The following is a 20,223-nucleotide window of genomic DNA, read 5'->3' on the forward strand; positions in this document are numbered from 1 at the left end:
CCCCGACACCCCCATCGTCACCCTCGACGCCCGACGCCGGGACAGCGCCAAGAGCGCACTCATCACCCTCGTCGAGCACGCCCTCCTGGCCCGCCTCCGCTGAGGAACGGGTCCACGGGCAGGCCGGACACACCGGAGGGGGCGCGGAATCCGCGCCCCCTCCGGTGTTTTCACGCCCCCCTGTGCTCCAAGAGCCCCGGGTGGCACGGAAGCCTCATTCCGCCTCGTCCGGCACCAGGCCGGCCCGCAGCAGACCGTAGGTGTAGGCGTCCTCCAGGGCCCGCCAGGAGGCGGCGATGACGTTGTCCGCGACCCCGACCGTCGACCAGGACGACACCCCGTCCCCGGACTCCACGAGCACCCGGGTCTTGGAGCCGGTGCCGTGCTGGCCCTCCAGGATGCGGACCTTGTAGTCCACCAGCTCCAGCTGGGCCAGCTGCGGGTAGATCCGCTCCAGCGCCGTTCGGAGCGCCCTGTCCAGCGCGTCGACCGGGCCGTTGCCCTCGCCGGTGGCGATCCGGCGCTCGCCCTTCGCCCAGAGCTTCACGGTGGCCTCGTTGCCCGGGGTGCCGTCCGCCCGCTGCTCGCTGATGGTCCGCCAGGACTCCAGGGCGAAGAAGCGCTCGCGGCGGCCGCGCACCTCGTCGCGGAGCAGCAGCTCGAAGGAGGCGTCGGCGGCCTCGTAGGTGTAGCCCTGGTTCTCCTGCGCCTTCACCTTGGCGACGACCCGGCCGACCAGGTCCCGGTCCTCGGAGAGGTCGTAGCCGAGCTCCTTGCCCTTGAGCTCGACGGAGGCCCGGCCGGCCATGTCGGAGACCAGCATCCGCATGGTGTTGCCGACCAGCTCCGGGTCGATGTGCTGGTACAGGTCCGGGTCCACCTTGATCGCGGAGGCGTGCAGGCCCGCCTTGTGCGCGAAGGCCGAGAAGCCGACGTAGGGCTGGTGGGTGGACGGTGCGAGGTTGACCACCTCGGCGACGGCGTGCGAGATCCGGGTCATCTCGGCGAGCCGGCCCTCGGGCAGCACCCGGCGGCCGTACTTGATCTCCAGTGCGCCGACCACCGGGAAGAGGTTGGCGTTGCCGACCCGCTCGCCGTAGCCGTTGGCGGTGCACTGCACGTGGGTCGCGCCGGCGTCCACCGCGGCCAGGGTGTTGGCGACCGCGCAGCCGGTGTCGTCCTGCGCGTGGATGCCGAGCCGGGCCCCGGTCTTCGCGAGCACCTCGGCGACGATCTCGCGGACGCCCAGCGGCAGCATGCCGCCGTTGGTGTCGCAGAGCACCACCACGTCGGCGCCGGCCCGGTGGGCGGTGGAGACCACCGCGAGGGCGTACTCCGGGTTGGCCCTGTAGCCGTCGAAGAAGTGCTCGCAGTCGATGAACACCCGGCGCCCCTGGGAGCGCAGGTACTCGACGCTGTCGCGGACCATCTCCAGGTTCTCGTCCAGGGTGGTGCGCAGGGCCAGCTCGACGTGCCGGTCGTGCGACTTGGCGACCAGGGTGACCACCGGGGCACCGGAGTTGACGAGGGCGGCCAGCTGCGGGTCGTCCGCGGCCCGGCCGCCGGCCCGGCGGGTCGCCCCGAACGCGACCAACCGGGCGTGCTTGAGGTCGAGTTCGGTCGCCGCCCGGGCGAAGAACTCGGTGTCGCGGGGGTTGGCGCCGGGCCAGCCGCCCTCGATGAAGCCGACGCCGAACTCGTCCAGGTGCCGGGCGATGGTCAGCTTGTCCGCGACGGTGAGGTTGATGCCCTCGCGCTGGGCGCCGTCGCGCAGCGTGGTGTCGAAGACGTGGAAGCTGTCGTTGGGGTGGTCGCTGGCCTCGGTCATGGCCCTGGGTTCTCCGTTCGGTGGAGTACTGCTGTTGCCGGTGGTGGATCCGGCTCCACTGTCCAGCATCCCGCGCGCTCCCCGGTGTCTCCCGGCTCCTTGTGGGGGCCGGGGCCGGTCGGGGGCAAAACAAAAGACCCCTCGCGGGTGCGAGAGGTCTGCGCGCGGGTCTGGACGCTCGTGGTCGCTCCGCAACGGGGTGGTACGGAGCGGTCACTGCGGACCGGCGCGCCTGCTGCTAATAATCAGCGAGAGCGAGGACACGCTCGCAGTCTTGCACAGCATCCGCCATCCGGCCCGGACCGTCCGCATACCGAGATGTGCCTGCTGGCAGCAGGTGGTGGACCGCAGGGGCGCGGGGTCCCCCGGCCTTCGGCCGGGAGGTGCCCCACGCACCCCTGGTGGCGTGTCCTCGCGGGACCGCCCGGCGTCAGACGATCTTGTGGAGCCAGTTGTGGGTGTCCGGGGCCTGGCCGCCCTGGATGGCGAGGAGGGCCTTGCGGAGCTCCATGGTGGTGGGGCCGGGCTCGCCCTTGCCGACCGTCCAGTCGCCGCGGGCGGACTTCACGGAGCCGACCGGCGTGATGACGGCGGCGGTGCCGCAGGCGAACACCTCGGTGAGGGTGCCGTCGGCGTTCCCCTGCTTCCACTCGTCGGTGGAGATCCGCCGCTCCTCGACGGCGTAGCCGAGGTCGGAGGCGAGCTGCAGCAGCGAGTCGCGGGTGATGCCGGGCAGCAGCGCGCCGGACAGCTCGGGGGTGACGATCCTGGCGTCCGCGCCCTCGCCGAAGACGAAGTAGAGGTTCATGCCGCCCATCTCCTCGATCCACCGGTGCTCGGCGGCGTCGAGCCAGACGACCTGGTCGCAGCCCTTCTCGGCGGCCTGGGCCTGGGCGATCAGCGAGGCGGCGTAGTTGCCGGCGCACTTGGCGGAGCCGGTGCCGCCGGGCGCGGCCCGGACGTACTCCTCGGAGAGCCAGACGGAGACCGGCTTGATGCCGCCGGGGAAGTAGGCGCCGGCCGGTGAGGCGATGATCATGAAGATGTAGGAGTTGGCCGGGCGGACGCCCAGGCCCACCTCGGTGGCGAACATGAACGGCCGCAGGTAGAGGCTCTGCTCGGCCTCGTTCGGCACCCAGGCCTGCTCCTGCTGGACGAGCAGCTCGACGGCCTCGACGAAGGTCTCGACCGGCAGCTCGGGCATGGCGAGCCGGCGGGCGGAGGCCTGGAAGCGGGCGGCGTTGGCCTCGGGGCGGAAGGTGGCGATGGAGCCGTCGGCCTGGCGGTAGGCCTTGAGGCCCTCGAAGATCGACTGGCCGTAGTGCAGCGTCATGTTGGCCGGGTCGATCTCCAGCGGCGCGTACGGGGTGAGCTGGGCGTCGTGCCAGCCCAGGCCCTCCGTCCACCGGATGGTGACCATGTGGTCGGTGAAGATCCGGCCGAACCCGGGGTTGGCCAGCCGGGCCTCGCGCTCCGCGTCGGACAGCGGGTGCGCGGAGGGCTTGAGCTCGAACGTGATGGGCGCCTGGGTGGGCGTACTCATGACTGTCTGTCCTTCACCGTGGGGTTGGTCCGGGCCGCCTCCGCCGAAGGGGTAGAACGCACGACGGCACGGCCCACTGTCGATACTCGCATCCAGAGGGCCGTGCCGAACAGCCGGTCGGCTGTCGTGCTGTGCGGTTCCGGCCCTCCGGGCCGGAACGTGTGCTGTTCCCGGCCCGTCAGCCGGATACTCGGGCGGCGAGCGCGTCGCCGACCTCGGAGGTGGAGCGGGGGCCGGTGCGCTCGGCGAGGTCGGCGGCGACGGCGGCCTCGACCTTCGCGGCCTCGGCGGTGTACCCGAGGTGCTCCAGCAGCATGGCGACGGACAGCACGGTGGCGGTCGGGTCGGCCTTGCCCTGGCCGGCGATGTCGGGGGCGGAGCCGTGGACGGGCTCGAACATCGACGGGAACGCGCCGGTGGGGTTGATGTTGCCGGAGGCGGCCAGGCCGATGCCGCCGGTGACGGCCGCGGCGAGGTCGGTGAGGATGTCGCCGAACAGGTTGTCGGTGACGATCACGTCGAAGCGCTCGGGCTGGGTGACGAAGAAGATCGTCGCCGCGTCGACGTGCAGGTAGTCGGTGGTGACCTCGGGGAACTCCCGGCCGACCTCCTGGAAGATCCGCGTCCACAGGTGGCCGGCGTGGACCAGCACGTTGTTCTTGTGGACGAGGGTGAGCTTCTTGCGGGGGCGGGCCTGCGCGCGGCGGTAGGCGTCGCGGACGACCCGCTCGATGCCGAAGGCGGTGTTGAGGCTGACCTCGGTGGCCACCTCCTGCTCGGTGCCGGCGCGCAGGGTGCCGCCGTTGCCGACGTACGGGCCCTCGGTGCCCTCGCGGACGACCACGAAGTCGATCTGCGGGTCGCCGGCCAGCGGGGACTTCACGCCGGGGAAGAGCGTGCCCGGGCGGAGGTTGATGTGGTGGTCGAAGGCGAAGCGGAGCTTGAGGAGCAGGCCGCGCTCCAGCACGCCGGACGGGACGCTGGGGTCGCCGATGGCGCCGAGCAGGATCGCGTCGCGGTCCTTGAGCTCCTCCAGCACGGCGTCCGGCAGGGTCTCGCCGGTGCGGTGGTAGAGACGGGCACCGAGGTCGTACTCGGTGGTCTCCAGCTTCACGTCGGCGGGCAGGGCGGCGCTCAGCACCTTGAGGCCCTCGGCCACCACTTCCTGGCCGATGCCGTCACCGGGGATCACTGCGAGACGAAGGCTGCGAGACATGCTCGGGACCCTACTCCGCGTCCCAGCCACTGACACCTCGTGTCCATTATCCGGACATTCGGGGACGGGGCGGCGACAAAGGGGGGTACGGAGCCGTACCGGACCCCTCCGTTAAAATCCGACAGATCTACACGGGGAACGCACGGGGGAAGCACTATGGGGGGTCCGATCAGCAGACGCCGCGCGCTCTGGCTGACCGGTGGGGCACTGGCACTGCCCGCCGTCGGCTGCGGCGTCGGCCTGGCGGTGCGCGAGGACAGGCCGGTCGAACCGGAGCCGGTCGGATCGGCCCGGGTGACGGGTGTCGCGCATCACAGCATCACACAGTCGTTCGTCCATGTCATCGCCCACCCGGACGACAACCTCTACTTCATGAACCCGGACCTCGACCACGCGCTGGCCTCCGGGGCCGCCTGCGTCACGGTCTGCCTCACCGACGGCGAGTCCGACGGCCGCAACGTGCTGCACTCCGAACTCGGCCGGGTCACCCGCGCCGACCGGCCCGCCTACACCCGGGCCCGGATCAACGGGCTGACGGCGGCCCTCGCGCTGCTCACGACCGGCGACGAGACCAGCCCCTGGGACGTCTCGCTGGTCAGCTACCTGGACGGCCGGCTGGTCGAGCAGCACACCCTGCGGGCCGCGCCGCAGGTGCAGCTGATCCTGCTCGCCCTGGTCGAGGCCCGCTCGGTCAGCCTGCCGCGCGCCGAGAGCCTGCGCGGCCTGTGGCTCGGCGAGACGGAGGCCCTCGACATCCTGCCGCCGGTCCGCAGCGGGCTGTCGCCCGGCGCCGGCTACAGCCGGGAGCAGCTGATCGCCACGCTGCACGCCGTCTTCGACCACTACCGCCCGACCGTGGTCCGCACCCTGGACCCCAACCCGGACCACTCCCCCAAGCCGCCGAAGGACCCGCGCAGCGGCCACGTCTACCTGGACCACCAGGACCACACCTACTCCGCGTACTTCGCCCAGGCCGCGCTCGCCCGGCACTGGGCCGGCGACCGGGCCCGGAACGCCACCGTCGAGCACTACCTCGGCTACGTGAACGCCGCGCTGCCGCACAACCTCGACCAGGCCGCGGTCGGCCGCAAGGTGCTGGCGCTGAACAGCTACGGCTGGGCGGACAACCGGCGCTGCGGCGACCCGGCCGGCTGCGGCGACCGCAAGGTCGGGGCCGGCGCGCTGCGCAACGGCTGGGCGCAGTCCACCCGGTACCGCGCGCCGGGCAGCGGAGCCTGGCTGGTGCCGCTGCGCGACGGGCGGATGGCCGCCTTCGGCCTGCTCAACGGCGCCGCGGTGCAGTGGACGCAGTCCCCGCGCGGCTGGGACGGCCCGCGGCGGCTCGCCGGTACCGGGCTGGAGGGACAGCTGCAGGCCTTCCGGCAGGAGGACGGGCTGATACGGCTGCTCGGCGTGCGGACCATGCTCCGGTACGCCGCCGACGAGCACCGCCGCGAGATCGTCACCGCCGTGCAGACCGGCCGGGACTCCTTCGGGCCGTGGGAGAGCCTCGGTGCGCCGGACGGCGAGGACCCGGTGCGCTCGATGGAGTTCGGCTACCCGGTCGGCCTCGCCCTGGCGGACGGCACCGTGCAGGTCGCCGCCCGCACCTGGGGCGGCACGGTCGCCGTCCGCACCCTGGAGGGCCCGTCGGCGGCGTGGACGGCGCTGACCCTGCCGCCGCAGGCCGGCGCCGGTGTCCAGGACGGCCTGGGCGCGGTGGTCGACGGCTACGGCAACACCCACGTCTTCGCGCCCGGTGCGCGCACCGTCGTGCACTGGGCCTCGGACGTGCCCGGCGGCCCGCTGCGGCCCGCCCCGCCGACCGGACTGCCGGTTCCGGGCGGCGCGGTCACCGCCGAGCTGGGCGAGGAGGGCGCGCTGCGGGTGCGCTTCCGGGAGCCGAGGAGCGCCCGGGTGCTCACCGCCGAGCTGGCCCCGGGCTCGGAGGCGTGGCGGGTGGTCGCCGAGTCGGCGCCGCCCGGCGGCTTCGGCCGGATCGCCACCGCCGTCGGGGCGCTGGCCGTCCGTGACGACCGCGGCCGGACGGCGCTGCGCGCCGACGGCCGGGACTGGCAGCACGACGGCCCGCTGCTCTCGCACACCCCCGCGCTGGCCGCCGACGAGGACGGCCGGGTGGTCGCCGCGGCGATCGGCTGCGACGGACACCTCTACACCGCGCGCCAGCCGGTGCCCGGCGCCCCGTTCGGCTCCTGGAGCCAGGCGGGCTGAGCCGTTGCATATGCTCGGTGGGCATCCCCCGCGCCCCGACCGGCCGCCGCGTGCCCGCCGGCCGGTCCCGTACGACCCCTTCGGCCCCACGGGGCCAGGCAGGAGCACCGCGCAGTGAGCCAGGAGACGGCCCCGACCCGCCCGGCCGGCCGCGAGCCGGCGGCCCGGGCCGCAGCCCGGGACACGGCCCCGGCGCCCGCGGCCGGCCGCACCCGCCGGAGCGAGGCGGGCGCCGCGGCGCTGGCCGCCGTGCTGTCCACGGCGGCGTTCTGCCTGGCCGGCGCGCTGCGCGGGACGTACCCGTTCGGGGCCCGGTCGCGGGCGGTGAACGACCTCGGCAACCAGTTCGTGCCGTTCCACGCGCACCTGTGGGACCTGATGCACGGGCGGGGCGGCGGCGACCTGCTGTTCAACTGGAACAGCGGCTACGGCTCGCCGTTCCTCGGGGACTTCGTCACCTACCTGATGAACCCGTTCTCCTGGCTGGTCGGGCTCTTCCCGCGGGACGCCGTCGACTTCCCCGTGTTCCTCGTCACCCTGCTGAGCATCGGCCTCGGTGCGGCCGCGACGACGGTGCTGCTCGGGCGGATCGCGCCGGGCAGTCCGTGGCTGCGCGCCCTGCTCGCGGTCGGCTACGGCCTCTGCGCCTGGGTGCTGAACGACGGCTCGCCGGACCCGATGTGGATGTGGGGGCTGGTCTCGCTGCCGGCCGTCGGCCTGGCCTGCGACTGGTGTCTGCGCGGCCGCCGGTGGGTGCTCGGCACCCTGCTGGTCGCCCTCGCCTGGGCCGGCAACTTCTACACCGGGGCGATGGCGACGGTCGCCTCCGGCCTGGTGCTGCTGCTGCGCCTCGCGCTGGCCGGCACCCCGTGGCCGGCCCGGCTGCGGACGGCCGGACGGGCCGCCGGGATGGTCACGGTCGGCGTGCTGCTGGCCGCGCCGGCGATGACGGTCTCGCTGAAGGCCAGCAAGGCCTCGCAGCCGGCCCCGCCCGCCACCTACGAGGGCGCGCCGGGCCTCACCGACTACCTGGCGCAGCTGCTGCCCGGCGGCCGTTCGGACCACTCGGTGCCGAACGTCTTCGTCGGCGTGCTGGCGCTGCTGCTGGTCGCCTCGCTGCCGTTCAACCGGCGGGTCCGGCCCGCCGAGCGGATCGGCTGGTACGCGTTGCTGCTGCTGGTCGGGGCGAGCTTCGTCTGGGAGCCGACGATCCTGCTGTGGCACGGGCTGGCGATCCCGAACGGCAGTCCGTACCGGGCGTCGTTCGTGCTCAGCGGCATGCTGGTGACGGCGGCCTGGATCTCGCTGGCGCACCGTCCGGACGTCCGGGCGCTGCTGGGCGGCGCCGGGCTGGTGGCGCTGCTGGCGCTGGTCGGACACGGGCAGAGCTCGGTCCGCTGGTCGACCTGGATCGAGGTGGGGGCGGGCGGTGCCCTGGTCCTCGGTGCGCTGCTGGTGCTCGCCCGCCGGCGTGCGCGCCCGCTCGTGCGCCGGTCCGCCGGCGCGGTGCTGCTGCTCACCGTCTTCGCCTCGGCGGTGCACACCGCCTGGGCGGTCACCGCGATCCGCGACCGGCTGCCCTTCTACCAGCCGCGCACGACCGTCTCGGCGCAGTCGACGGCCGCGGCCGAGGCGCTGCGCGCGGCCGACGACTGGCCGCAGGGCCGCACCGACCCCGGTCCGCACGAGTTCGCCAACAACGACCCGCTGCTGCTCGGCGGCCAGGGCGGCTCGTACTACAGCAGCTACCTGCCCGCGGTGACCGCCGGGATGCTGCAGGACCTCGGCGCCGGCTGGTACATCCAGGGCCGGCACACCCTCAGCCCGGCCGACCCGGTCGGGCGGGCGCTCTTCGGCGTCACCACCTACCTGGACTCCACCGGTGCGCCGGACGGCTTCGCGGTGAAGCACGCCCCGGCCGCGCCGCTGGTCACCGTGCACCCGACGGCCGCCCCGGACACCCGCTCGGTGTGGAGCCGCCAGGAGTCGCTGCTCGGCTCCCGGGTCTACGAGACGCCGGCCCCGGAGTGGACGGCCAGCCCGCGGCCGGTGCGCTCGCCCGGCGGCTGGCGGGTGCCGGCGACGCCGAAGGGCGGCACCTGGACGACGTTCACCGCCTCCTGCACCCCCGGGCGCACCGCCTTCCTGTACGCGCCCTGGCTGGGCGGCACGGTGACGGGCGCGGGCGGCAAGTACACCAGCTGGGGCCGGCAGCCGATGACGGCGATGCCGATCCGCGAGCTCGGCCCCGTCCCCGCCGACGGGCGGCTCACCGTACAGCTGCGGGCCGCGGCGAAGGCGGAGATCCCGGAGCTGCCGCTCGGCTGCCTGGACCCGGCGGCGCTGCAGTCCGCGCTGCACGGTCTGCGCGGTGCGACGGAGGTCACCGCCGGCGGCCACGGTCTGCGGGCCGAACTGCCGGCCGGCTCGACCGGCACCGCACTGATCTCGATGCCCGCCGTGGACGGCTGGCGGTGCTCGGTGGACGGCGGCCCGGCACGGGCCCCCCGGTCGGTGCTCGGCATGACCGGCGTCGACCTGGGCGCCGGCGCCTCCGAGGTGTCCTGCGGCTACCGCCCGCCGGGTCTGCTGCCCGGACTCGCGGCGAGCGGCGCCGCCGCCGCGGTGCTGCTGGGCGTGGCGCTGCTCACGTCGCTGCGCCGCCGGAACGGGCGGGCTGCCGACGGCGGACCGGTACCATCTGTGTGAAATCAGACAGGCAGGGTGAGGGGTCAGTGCGTGCGGCCGCCGACTGCGTCGAGGCCGGAGGTGGACTGGTGCGGCTGTCCGTGGTGGTGCCCTGCTACAACGAGGAAGCGGTCGTCGAGCTCTTCGACACCGCGATCCGCGCGAGCCTCGACGCCCTGCCGGTCGAGTACGAGCTCTGCTACGTCGACGACGGCAGCGCGGACGGCACCCTGGAGCGGCTGCGCAAGATCGCCGCGGAGCACCCGGACACCACCCGTTACGTCTCCTTCAGCCGGAACTTCGGCAAGGAGGCCGGCATGCTGGCCGGTCTGCGCGAGGCGACGGGCGACGCGGTCGTCCTGATGGACGCCGACCTGCAGCACCCGCCGGAGCTGATCGAGCGGATGCTGGAGCTGTACGACCGGGGCCACGACCAGGTCATCGCCCGCCGCACCCGGGAGGGCGACCGGCCCGTCCGCACGGCGGTCAGCCGGCTCTACTACCGGCTGGTCAACCGCTGGGTGGACGTCGAACTCCAGGACGGCGTCGGCGACTTCCGGTTGCTGTCGCGCGCCGCGGTGGACGCGCTGCTGTCCCTGCCGGAGTACAACCGGTTCTCCAAGGGCCTGTTCTCCTGGATCGGCTTCGACACCGTCACCTTCGACTACCAGAACGTCGCCCGCGAGGCCGGCGAGACGAAGTGGCGGTTCGGCGCACTGCTCAACTACGGCATGGACGGCCTGATCTCGTTCAACAACCGGCCGCTGCGGATCGCCATCTACCTGGGCCTGGCGCTGGTCGGGGTGGCGGCGCTGTACGCGGCGTGGATCACCGGCGTCGCCCTGGTCGACGGCGTGGACTCCCCCGGCTACGTCACCCTGATCGTGGCGATCGTGGGCCTGGGCGGCCTGCAGATGGTGATGCTCGGTCTGATCGGCGAGTACATCGGCCGGATCTACTACGAGACCAAGCGGCGGCCGCACTTCCTGGTCAAGGAGACCAACGTGCCGCGGGCCGCGTTCCGCGCCGAAGGGCACCGCGCCCGCACCGGGGAGCCGGTGTGAGCCCGCAGCTGTGGCAGATCGTCAGGTTCGGCCTGGTCGGTGTGGTCAACACCGGCACGTTCTACCTGCTGTACCTGGCCTTCCACCCGTACCTGCCGTACTTCGCGGCGTTCAGCGCGGCGTTCTTCCTGAGCATGGTCGGCTCGTTCTTCCTGAACACCTACTTCACGTACCGCACCCGGCCGACCTGGCGGAAGTTCCTGCTGTTCCCGCTGCCGAACGTCACCAACTACCTGGTGCAGAGCGGCGGGGTGTTCGTGCTGGTGGAGTGGGTGCGGGTGGACGACCGGATCGCGCCGCTGCTGGCTGCGGCGGTCGCGATCCCGATCACCTACGTGCTGTCGAAGCTGGTGCTGACCGGGCGGGGCACGGGCCCCGCCGACGGCTCAGCGCAGGGTGACGACCTCGGCCCGGCGCCCGTCCGGGTTGAGGTGGTGGAGCAGTAGCAGCCGGGCGGCGGCGTCCGCGCGGGCGACCCGCAGCACGCTGCCGGGCCGCTCCGGCACGGCGACGGCGGCCGGCCCGTCCGTGCCGTCGGTGCCGTCGCGGACGTCCAGCGCCGGGTGCAGCACGTCGAGGGCGAGGGTCGGCCGGCCGTCGGTGAGACCGATCGAGCCGAGCGCGTCCTGCTCGCTCGGTGCGCCGGGCAGCACCTGGCCCGTCCACAGCGCGTACCGGACGGTGCTCGTACCGGGCTTCAGCCCGGGAAGGGCGGAGAGCCGGACGGGCAGCACCAGGGCGTCGCCGTCGAGCAGCCCGGTGTCGGTGTCGCCCCAGCGGGCGTTCAGCGGCTGGACGTCCAGTTCCTTGCCGGTGCGGGCGTCCGTGGTGCGGGCCACCAGGACGTCGCTGCCGCGCAGCCGGTCGGCGGCGACGATCGCGTCGGTGCGGCCGTCCCCGTCGGTGTCCAGCGAGGCGCGGACCCCGAACATGCCGACCGGGGTGTCGGCCGGGCCCCACAGGGCGGCGGCCAGGTAGAGGGTGCCCTCGCCGAGCGGGTCGCCGTGGGCCGGGGCGTCGCTGGCCGCGCCCGCGTACCGGAGGTTGGCGGCGCGTTCGCCGGGCCGCTCCACGCAGAGGTCGTCGGCGTCGCCCGCGTCCGCGCACTCCGGCCAGCGGGCGCCCTCGCCGCCGTACACGAAGGCGCTGAGCAGTCCGGCGCCGTCGGGGACGGGGCCGCCGGTGCCGGCCAGCGCGACCATGGTGGCGCCGGCCCGTCCGGCGGCGAGCTGCGGCCCGGCGGTGAACTGCGAGGCGGGCCGCGGGGCGGCGAACAGCGGCACCCGCAGCTGCGGCGGGCCGGCGTCGACCGGGGTCAGCAGCAGCCGGCCGGAGAGCTCGCCGCGGTAGCTGCGGGCCCGGCCCGCCTGTTCGAGGTCGAGGGTCGGGTCGGGGGTGCGGCCGAGGCTGCCGGGGACCCGCAGGGTGACGGTGACCCGGGCGGTGCCGCCGGGTTCGACGGTGATCCGCCCCGGGCTGATGCCGAAGGAGGCGCCGGGCAGTTCGGTCGCCGCCGCGTAGCCGGTCGTGTAGGTGAGCGGGACGTCGCCGTGGTTGCGGATCTCCACCTGGCGGTCGAGCTCGACCGGTCCGGTGGCCTCGACCGGGCCGAAGGAGACGCCGACCGCGCCGTCCACCGCGCCCTCGCCCGCCGCGTAGGCGACCGCCGGGGTGGCGACCGCGGCGTCGACCCGGGCCCGGCCGGCACCGGTGCGCTCCGGGCCGTACACGATGCTGCCGGGGTCGGCGTCGTGCCGGGTGTCGACGGCGGTGTTCATCAGCGCGGCCTTGACCTCGGCGACCGGCCAGTCGGGGTGGGCGGCCCGGACGAGCGCGGCGAGGCCGGTGACGTGCGGGGCGGCCATCGAGGTGCCGTCCTCCCGCATGCCGCCGCTGCCGCTGCCCGCCTTCGCCGACCAGATCGTCTCGCCGGGCGCGGCCACGTCGGGCTTGACGATGCCGGGCACCCCGATCCCGCGGGAGGTGAAGGGGGTGAGCATGTCGGTGCGCTCGGGCCGGTCCTGGGCGACGGCGCCGTGCAGGCCGTTGCCCGGGGCGGCGAGCTGGACCTTCACGGGTCCGTCGGCCACGGCGGCGAGGATCCGCTCGGCGTCGGTGCGGGCCAGCAGCACGGCCGGGATCCGCTTGTCGCCGGCGATCTCGGCGAGGGACTCCCCGTCGGCGGCGAACAGCGTGCCGACCGCTCCGGCGTCCGCGGCGTGGTCGGCGCGCGCGGCCGAGCCGCAGGCCCGGTCGGCGTCCTTGCTGCGCCAGGCGAGCACGGCGATCCGGCCCTTGAGGCGGGCCGCGTCGGCCGCGTCGAAGGCGGTGCAGCCGTCCTGCTGGTCGGCGGGCAGCGCGAGCTCGGCGGTGACGTCGTGGTCGGCCCAGCCGGTGTACTGCGAGCTCCAGTGGCCGGGGACGACGCCGGCGAGGGACTCGGGTGCCAGCACCCGGATGCCGTCGGCGTCGCCGTGCGGGTCGACCGAGGCGGCGACGGTGACGACCCGGGCGGCGGTGCCGGGGCTGCCGCCGATCCCGTACAGGTCGCCCTCGTTGCCGGCCGAGGCGACCACCACGGTGCCCAGCGCGGAGAGCCGGTCGGCGGCGAGCGAGTCGGCGTCGTCCGGGCTGCCGAAGGGGCTGCCGAGCGAGAGGTTGACCACGTCGAGGCGGTCGGAGAGGTCGCCGTCGCCGTTCGGGTCGGCGGCCAGGTCGAGGGCGTGCGCGAGCTGGTCGGTGGAGCCGTCGCAGCCGAAGACCCGCAGCGCGTACAGGGTGGCGCCGGGGGCCGCTCCGGGGGCGACGGAGAAGGCGGCCGGGTCGAGGCCCTCCCGGTAGGGGCCGCGGTACGGCTTGCCGTCCTTGGTGACCCCGAGGCCGGCGGCGGTGCCCGCGACGTGGGTGCCGTGACCGTTGGCGGCGCAGTCGATCGGGTTGGCGTCCGGGTGCGGCACCGGCTGGTGGTGCGGCGAGGACGGGTCCGGGTTGTAGTCGTCGCCGACGAGGTCCTGGCCGCCGGCCACCTTGGCGTTGGGGAACAGCGCGGCCGGTGCCGGGCGGACGCCGTCGACGGCGGCGAAGGCCTCCGGGGTGCCGGGGCCGCCGAAGTCGGCGTGGGTGTAGTCGATGCCGGAGTCGACGATGCCGATCCGCACTCCGCCGCCGGTGGTGCCGTCCGGGCCGGACCAGACCGCGGGGGCGCCGGTCAGCGGGACGGAGTGGGCGTTGGCCCGGTGCTGCAGGGTGACGCGGTGCACGGCGCGCACCCCGGGCAGCGCGGCCAGCCGGGGCACCGCGGCGGCGGGCACGGTGACGGCGACGCCGCTGAGCAGGGTCTGGGTGCGGTACACCACCCGGGCACCCGGGGCGGCGGCCCGGACGCCCGCGGCCAGCCGGTCGACGGCCCGCACGGCGCGGGCCCGCTGGTCGGCACCGGCGGCGGCCGCGGCGGCCCGGACGGCCTCCGGGGAGCGCCGCTGCCGGCGGGCGTCGGCGGCGGCCCGCTGCCAGGCGGGTGCCGCGGCCTCGGTGCCGAGTTCCAGCAGCACGGTGACCGGTCTGCCGGGCGGGGCGGAGGCCCGTCCGGCCGGGGGTGCCGCCCAGGCGGCCGGGGCGGCGAAGGTGACGAGGGCGAGCGCGAGGGCTGCGGGCGTACGCACGGAAGCGGTCTCCCCGGCAGGGGTGGCCTGATCGTGCGGCCGCCCGCACCGCGCGGACGTCGATCCCCCTCCCGGACGGCCCAAATTAGGATCATCGCGCCGGGCAGGGCGAGCCGCTTCGCTCGTCGGGGCCCACTGTGCACTCGTCCGTGTGACGCTACGTCAGTCTTTCGGCCCAGTGCGGCGTCAGCCCAGGTGGTGGCCCGTCACCCCGCCGTTGTCGCGGCGGTCCAGGGCGCGCTGCAGGGCGTCGGCGGCGGAACGCGGCGTCGGCTCGGTGCGCCGGCGACGGCGCGGAGCGGGGGCGGCGGGGGTGGTGGGGGCGTGGCGGTCTGCGGTGTGGGGCATACCGACTCCTTGGTGCGTGCGCCGGCTGCAGGGCGCGAAGAACGGGGAGGGTGGGTACGCCGGACAGGGATCGCCCGCCGATGCGCGTACGGGCCGCACGGGCCTCACCCTGGGCTTGCAGGGGTGGCTCACCGTACGGCTCTTCCACGGTACGACGGCCGACCGTGGATGTCTGCACGAATAGTTGGATTTCCTAGTATCTGAGACGGGGGCGCCGCCCGACGGCCCGTCCGGTGCCCGGAAAACGCCCGGGCCCGGACCGCCGTGGCGGTCCGGGCCCAGGTCAGCGGCCTGAGTGGGGCTCAGCCGAGGTTCACCGCGCGGGCGAACTTGGCGCCGATCTCGGCGGAGATGGCGTTCAGCACGTCCTGCGAGATCTCGCTGTCGACGGTGATCGAGGCGAGCGCACCGGAACCGTCCCGGGCGACCTGCATGCCGGCGATGTTGATGCCGGCGTCGCCGAGGATGCGGCCGAGGGTGCCGACCACGCCGGGGCGGTCCTCGTAGGTGAAGAAGGCCATGTGGTCGGTGAGCGCCACGTCCACGTCGAAGCCGTCGACGCCGACGATCTTCTGGGTCTGCTTCGGGCCGGAGAGCGTGCCCGAGATCGCCACCTCCTCGCCGTTGGCGAGGGTGCCGCGGACGGTGATGACGTTGCGGTGCTCGGGCGACTCGCTGGAGGTCGTCAGCCGGACCTCGACGCCGCGCTCCTGGGCGAACAGCGGGGCGTTGACGTAGGACACCGTCTCGGCCACCACGTCCTCGAACACGCCCTTCAGCGCGGAGAGTTCGAGCACCTTGACGTCGTGCTGGGTGATCTCGCCGCGGACCTCCACGTCGAGGCGGACGGCCACCTCGCCGGCCAGCGCGGTGAAGATCCGGCCGAGCTTCTCGGCGAGCGGCAGACCGGGGCGGACGTCCTCGGCGATGACACCGCCCTGGACGTTGACCGCGTCCGGCACCAGCTCGCCGGCGAGCGCGAGGCGCACCGACCTGGCGACGGCGATGCCGGCCTTCTCCTGGGCCTCGTCGGTGGAGGCGCCCAGGTGCGGGGTGGCCACCACGTTGTCGAAGCCGAACAGCGGCGAGTCGGTGCACGGCTCCTTGGCGTACACGTCCAGGCCGGCGCCGGCCACCCGGCCGTCGCGCAGGGCGCTGGCGAGCGCGGCCTCGTCGACGATGCCGCCGCGGGCGGCGTTGACGATGCGCACGGTCGGCTTGACCTTGTGCAGCGCCTCGTCGCCGATCAGGCCGATGGTCTCCGGGGTCTTCGGGAGGTGGACGGTGATGAAGTCCGAGACCTCCAGCAGCTCCTCCAGGGTGACCAGCTTGACGCCCATCTGTGCCGCGCGGGCGGCCTGGATGTAGGGGTCGTAGGCGACGATCTTCATGCCGAAGGCGGACATCCGCTGGGCGACCAGCACGCCGATCCGGCCGAGGCCGACCACGCCGAGCACCTTCTCGGAGAGCTCGACGCCGGTGTACTTGTTGCGCTTCCACTCGCCCTGCTTGAGCGCGGCGTTGGCCGGCGCGATGTTGCGGGCGACGGAGATCAGCAGGCCGCAGGCGAGCTCCGCGGCGGTGACGATGTTGGACGTCGGCGCGTTGACGACCATCACGCCGGCCTTGGTGGCGGCGGAGACGTCCACGTTGTCCAGGCCGACGCCGGCGCGGGCGACGACCTTGAGCTTCTTGGCGGCGGCCAGGGCCTCGGCGTCCACCTTGGTGGCGGAGCGGATGAGGATCGCGTCGACGTCGGCGATCGCGGTCAGCAGCTCGGTGCGGTCCGCACCGTTGCACTGGCGGATCTCGAAGTCCGGGCCGAGGGCGTCGACGGTGGCGGGAGACAGCTCTTCGGCGATGAGTACTACGGATTTGCTCACGACAGTGTGTCCTTAACTGTCCGGTTCGCCCCGGCACGAAGGTGGCGTGCCCAGCGGGGGAAGGTGGCATGCCGCGTAGCTAGACGCACGACGCTGTGGGCCTGACGCGCACTCGGAAGTGTATCGGCGGGCTTGTGGCCGGGCTGCTCCCGTCCGGAGAAATCACCCGGACGGGAACAGCCGACTTGTACAAGGGGGATGACCCCCGGAGGTGCTTACGCCTCCTCGTCGACCCAGCTCATCAGCTTGCGCAGCTTCTTGCCGGTGGTCTCCAGCAGGTGGTCGGCGTCGGCGTTCTTGTACTCGTTGTACTTCGGCAGACCGGCCTTGTACTCGGCGATCCAGGTGTTGGCGAAGGTGCCGTCCTGGATCTCCTCCAGGACCTTCTTCATCTCGGCCTTGGTGTCGGCGGTGATGATGCGGGGGCCGGTGACGTAGTCGCCCCACTCGGCGGTCTCGGAGACCGACCAGCGCATCTTCTCCAGGCCGCCCTCGTACATCAGGTCGACGATGAGCTTCAGCTCGTGCAGGCACTCGAAGTAGGCGATCTCCGGCTGGTAGCCGGCCTCGACCAGGGTCTCGAAACCGGCCTTGACCAGGGCGGCGGTGCCACCGCAGAGGACGGCCTGCTCGCCGAACAGGTCGGTCTCGGTCTCCTCGGTGAAGGTGGTCTTGATGACGCCGGCCTTGGTGCCGCCGATGCCCTTGGCGTAGGACAGGGCCAGCGCGAAGCCGTTGCCGGTGGCGTCCTGCTCGACGGCCACGATGCACGGGACGCCGCGGCCCTCCTCGTACTGGCGGCGGACCAGGTGGCCCGGGCCCTTCGGGGCGACCATGCAGACGTCGACGTCCGCCGGGGGCTTGATGAAGCCGAAGCGGATGTTCAGGCCGTGGCCGAAGAACAGGGCGTCGCCCGCCTTCAGGTTCGGCGCGATGGACTCCTCGTAGACGTCGGCCTGGATCGGGTCCGGCACGAGGATCATGATGACGTCGGCCTCGGCCGCGGCCTCCGCCGGGGTCACCACGCGCAGGCCGGCCTCCTCGGCGACGGCCTTGGACTTCGAGCCCTCCTTCAGGCCGACGCGGACGTCCACGCCCGAGTCGCGGAGGGACAGCGCGTGGGCGTGGCCCTGGCTGCCGTAGCCGATGACCGCGACCTTGCGGCCCTGGATGATGGACAGGTCGGCGTCGTCTTCGTAGAACAGCTCGGCCACGGGGGCACATCTCCTTGCAGTGATGGTGATGCCGGGTGGTGCGGTCTCCACCGTAGGTGACCCGGCGGGGGTTCGGGGCGGTGCTTCAGGTGGTGAGACGGCGCGCCCGCGCGGCGCGCCGGTGCCGCTACGCGCTGCGGTCGAGGGCGCGCAGCGAGCGGTCGGTGATCGAACGGGCGCCCCGCCCGATCGCCACCAGTCCGGACTGCACGAGCTCCTTGACGCCGTACGGCTCCAGCATGCGCAGCATGGCCTCCAGCTTGTCGGAGCTGCCGGTGGCCTCGATGGTCACGGCGTCCGGCGAGACGTCGACCGTCTTGGCGCGGAAGAGCTGGACGATCTCGACGATCTGCGAACGGGACTCGGCGTCCGCGCGGACCTTGACCAGGACCAGCTCGCGCTGGACGGCCTGGCTCTGGTCGAGCTCGACGATCTTTATCACGTTGACCAGCTTGTTGAGCTGCTTGGTCACCTGCTCCAGCGGCAGGTCCTCGACGTTCACGACGATCGTCATCCGGGAGATGTCCGGGTGCTCGGTCGGGCCGACGGCGAGGGAGTCGATGTTGAAGCCCCGGCGGGAGAACAGCGAGGCGATCCTGGCGAGCACGCCCGGCTTGTTCTCGACCAGGACGGAGAGGGTGTGCTTGGACATGGCGGTCATGGGCTCTCTATCGGTTGGTCGGGGCCGTCAGTCGAGGTCGTCGCCGAAGTCGGGCCGGACGCCCTTGGCGAACTGGATCTCGTCGTTGCTGGTGCCGGCGGCCACCATCGGCCACACCATGGCGTCCTGGTGGACGATGAAGTCGATGACGACCGGGCGGTCGTTGATCTCCATCGCCTGCTTGATGACGGCGTCCAGGTCCTCCGGGCGCTCGCAGCGCAGGCCGACGCAGCCCATCGCCTCGGAGAGCAGCACGAAGTCGGGGATCCGGGTGCCGTTGGCCGGCGGCTCCTTGCCGTCGTGCTCCGGGCCGGAGTGCAGGACGGTGTTGGAGTAGCGCTGGTTGTAGAACAGCGTCTGCCACTGGCGGACCATGCCGAGCGAGCCGTTGTTGATGACCGCGACCTTGATCGGGATGTTGTTCAGGGCGCAGGTGACGAGTTCCTGATTGGTCATCTGGAAGCAGCCGTCGCCGTCGATCGCCCAGACCGCGGTGTCCGGCTTGCCGGCCTTGGCGCCCATGGCGGCCGGGACGGCGTAGCCCATGGTGCCCGCGCCGCCGGAGTTGAGCCAGGTGGCCGGCTTCTCGAAGCGGATGAACTGGCTGGCCCACATCTGGTGCTGGCCGACGCCCGCGGCGTAGATGGCGTCCGGGCCGACCAGCTGGCCGATCCGCTCGATGACCTGCTGGGGCGACAGCTCGCCGGCCGGGGCGGGCTCGTAGCCGAGCGGGTAGGTGCGCTTCCACTCGTCGAGCTTGGCCCACCAGTCCGCGTAGTCGCCCTTGTGGCCGGCGTCGTACTCGGCCTGGACGGCGACGATCAGGTCGGCGATGACCTCGCGGGCGTCGCCGACGATCGGGACGTCGGCGGGGCGGTTCTTGCCGATCTCGGCCGGGTCGATGTCGGCGTGGACGACCTTGGCGTGGGGGGCGAAGCTGTCCAGCTTGCCGGTGACGCGGTCGTCGAAGCGGGCGCCGAGGGTGAAGAGCAGGTCGGCCTTCTGCAGGGCGGTGACGGCCGGGACGGAGCCGTGCATGCCGGGCATGCCGAGGTGCTGCGGGTGGCTGTCGGGGAAGACGCCGATCGCCATCAGGGTGGTGACGACCGGGGCGCCGGTCAGCTCGGCGAGGATCCGCAGCTCGGCGCTGGCCTGGGCCTTGAGCACGCCGCCGCCGACGTAGAGCACCGGGCGCTTGGCGTTCACCAGCATCTTCGCGGCCTCGCGGATCTGCTTGGCGTGCGGCTTGGTGACCGGGCGGTAGCCGGGCAGCGAGGTCTCGACCGGCCAGCGGAAGACGGTGGTGGCCTGCAGGGCGTCCTTGGCGACGTCGACCAGGACGGGGCCGGGGCGGCCGGTGGCGGCGATGTGGAAGGCCTCGGCGATCACCCGGGGGATCTCGGCCGGGTCGGTCACCAGGAAGTTGTGCTTGGTGATCGGCATGGTGATGCCGCAGATGTCCGCCTCCTGGAAGGCGTCCGTGCCGATCGCCTTGGAGGCGACCTGGCCGGTGATCGCGACGACCGGGACGGAGTCCATGTAGGCGTCGGCGAGCGGGGTGACCAGGTTGGTGGCGCCCGGGCCGGAGGTGGCCATGCACACGCCGACGCGGCCGGTGGCCTGCGCGTAGCCGGTGGCGGCGTGGCCGGCGCCCTGCTCGTGGCGGACGAGGATGTGGCGGACCTTGGTGGAGTCCATCAGCGGGTCGTACGCGGGGAGGATCGCGCCACCGGGGATGCCGAAGACCGTGTCGGCCCCTACGGCTTCGAGGGAGCGGATGAGCGACTGCGCTCCGGTCATCGTCTCGACGGTGGTCTGCTGACCCGGAGCGTGGGCTGCCGGGGTGTCCCCGCGGCGGGGGGATGCGGCGTGCTCAGTCATCTG

General features: G+C 73.4%; 13 protein-coding genes and 1 pseudogene. 5 read left to right on the plus strand and 9 right to left on the minus strand.

Features of this window, described 5'->3' with window-relative positions; all coding sequences use genetic code 11:
- Positions 1–103, plus strand: a pseudogene (locus tag IE98_RS0124520) (ATP-binding protein); the annotation flags it as partial.
- A 111-nt stretch (positions 104–214) separates the two neighbouring features.
- On the opposite strand, the gene cimA reads toward IE98_RS0124520, so the two are convergent.
- The 3 genes from cimA to IE98_RS0124535 all read right to left on the minus strand — a co-directional run bounded on the left by cimA (position 215) and on the right by IE98_RS0124535 (position 4,587).
- Positions 215–1,828, minus strand: coding sequence for a citramalate synthase (gene cimA, locus IE98_RS0124525; RefSeq protein ID WP_030272394.1), 1,614 nt, complete (start codon positions 1,826–1,828; stop codon positions 215–217).
- A gap of 430 nt (positions 1,829–2,258) precedes the next feature.
- The gene (locus tag IE98_RS0124530) at positions 2,259–3,371 is read right to left on the minus strand and encodes a branched-chain amino acid aminotransferase (RefSeq protein ID WP_030272396.1); all 1,113 of its coding nucleotides are present in this window, start codon (positions 3,369–3,371) and stop codon (positions 2,259–2,261) included.
- 178 nt (positions 3,372–3,549) lie between these two features.
- A complete protein-coding gene (locus tag IE98_RS0124535) occupies positions 3,550–4,587 on the minus strand; it encodes a 3-isopropylmalate dehydrogenase (protein ID WP_043175031.1) in 1,038 nt (345 codons plus the stop codon).
- Between the two features lie 156 nt (positions 4,588–4,743).
- Here IE98_RS0124535 and IE98_RS0124540 point away from each other — a divergent pair, with 156 nt between their 5' ends.
- The 4 genes from IE98_RS0124540 (at position 4,744) to IE98_RS0124555 (ending at position 11,017) form a co-directional block, all read left to right on the plus strand.
- Positions 4,744–6,819, plus strand: a complete 2,076-nt coding sequence (locus IE98_RS0124540) for a PIG-L family deacetylase (RefSeq protein ID WP_030272401.1) — start codon at positions 4,744–4,746, stop codon at positions 6,817–6,819.
- A gap of 114 nt (positions 6,820–6,933) precedes the next feature.
- Positions 6,934–9,528: a YfhO family protein gene (locus tag IE98_RS0124545; RefSeq protein WP_052390917.1), complete on the plus strand. Its 2,595-nt coding sequence runs from the start codon at positions 6,934–6,936 to the stop codon at positions 9,526–9,528.
- A gap of 68 nt (positions 9,529–9,596) precedes the next feature.
- A complete protein-coding gene (locus IE98_RS0124550) occupies positions 9,597–10,571 on the plus strand; it encodes a glycosyltransferase family 2 protein (protein WP_052390925.1) in 975 nt (324 codons plus the stop codon).
- Positions 10,568–11,017 (plus strand): GtrA family protein, encoded by a 450-nt coding sequence (locus tag IE98_RS0124555; protein ID WP_052390918.1) that lies wholly within the window; start codon positions 10,568–10,570, stop codon positions 11,015–11,017. Before IE98_RS0124550 ends, IE98_RS0124555 begins: the two co-directional genes overlap by 4 nt.
- On the opposite strand, the gene IE98_RS0124560 is transcribed toward IE98_RS0124555, so the two are convergent.
- The 6 genes from IE98_RS0124560 to IE98_RS0124585 all read right to left on the minus strand — a co-directional run bounded on the left by IE98_RS0124560 (position 10,958) and on the right by IE98_RS0124585 (position 20,220).
- Entirely contained in the window at positions 10,958–14,233 is a 3,276-nt protein-coding gene (locus IE98_RS0124560; protein ID WP_052390919.1) for a S8 family peptidase, read from the minus strand. The two genes, IE98_RS0124555 and IE98_RS0124560, sit on opposite strands and share 60 nt — an antisense overlap.
- 186 nt (positions 14,234–14,419) lie before the next feature.
- Entirely contained in the window at positions 14,420–14,581 is a 162-nt protein-coding gene (locus tag IE98_RS49380; protein WP_159401042.1) for a hypothetical protein, read from the minus strand.
- A gap of 302 nt (positions 14,582–14,883) precedes the next feature.
- Positions 14,884–16,464, minus strand: coding sequence for a phosphoglycerate dehydrogenase (gene serA, locus IE98_RS0124570; protein ID WP_030272410.1), 1,581 nt, complete (start codon positions 16,462–16,464; stop codon positions 14,884–14,886).
- A gap of 215 nt (positions 16,465–16,679) precedes the next feature.
- Positions 16,680–17,678 (minus strand): ketol-acid reductoisomerase, encoded by a 999-nt coding sequence (gene ilvC, locus IE98_RS0124575; RefSeq protein WP_030272412.1) that lies wholly within the window; start codon positions 17,676–17,678, stop codon positions 16,680–16,682.
- A gap of 127 nt (positions 17,679–17,805) precedes the next feature.
- Complete coding sequence (gene ilvN, locus IE98_RS0124580) at positions 17,806–18,330, minus strand: acetolactate synthase small subunit (protein WP_030272414.1); 525 nt, start codon at positions 18,328–18,330, stop codon at positions 17,806–17,808.
- A 36-nt stretch (positions 18,331–18,366) separates the two neighbouring features.
- The gene (locus IE98_RS0124585; protein WP_030272416.1) at positions 18,367–20,220 is read right to left on the minus strand and encodes an acetolactate synthase large subunit; all 1,854 of its coding nucleotides are present in this window, start codon (positions 20,218–20,220) and stop codon (positions 18,367–18,369) included.
- Positions 20,221–20,223: the final 3 nt, after the last annotated feature.

The organism is Streptomyces sp. NRRL B-24484, from assembly GCF_000717715.1.
In the GTDB taxonomy this organism is placed as follows: Bacteria; Actinomycetota; Actinomycetes; order Streptomycetales; family Streptomycetaceae; genus Kitasatospora.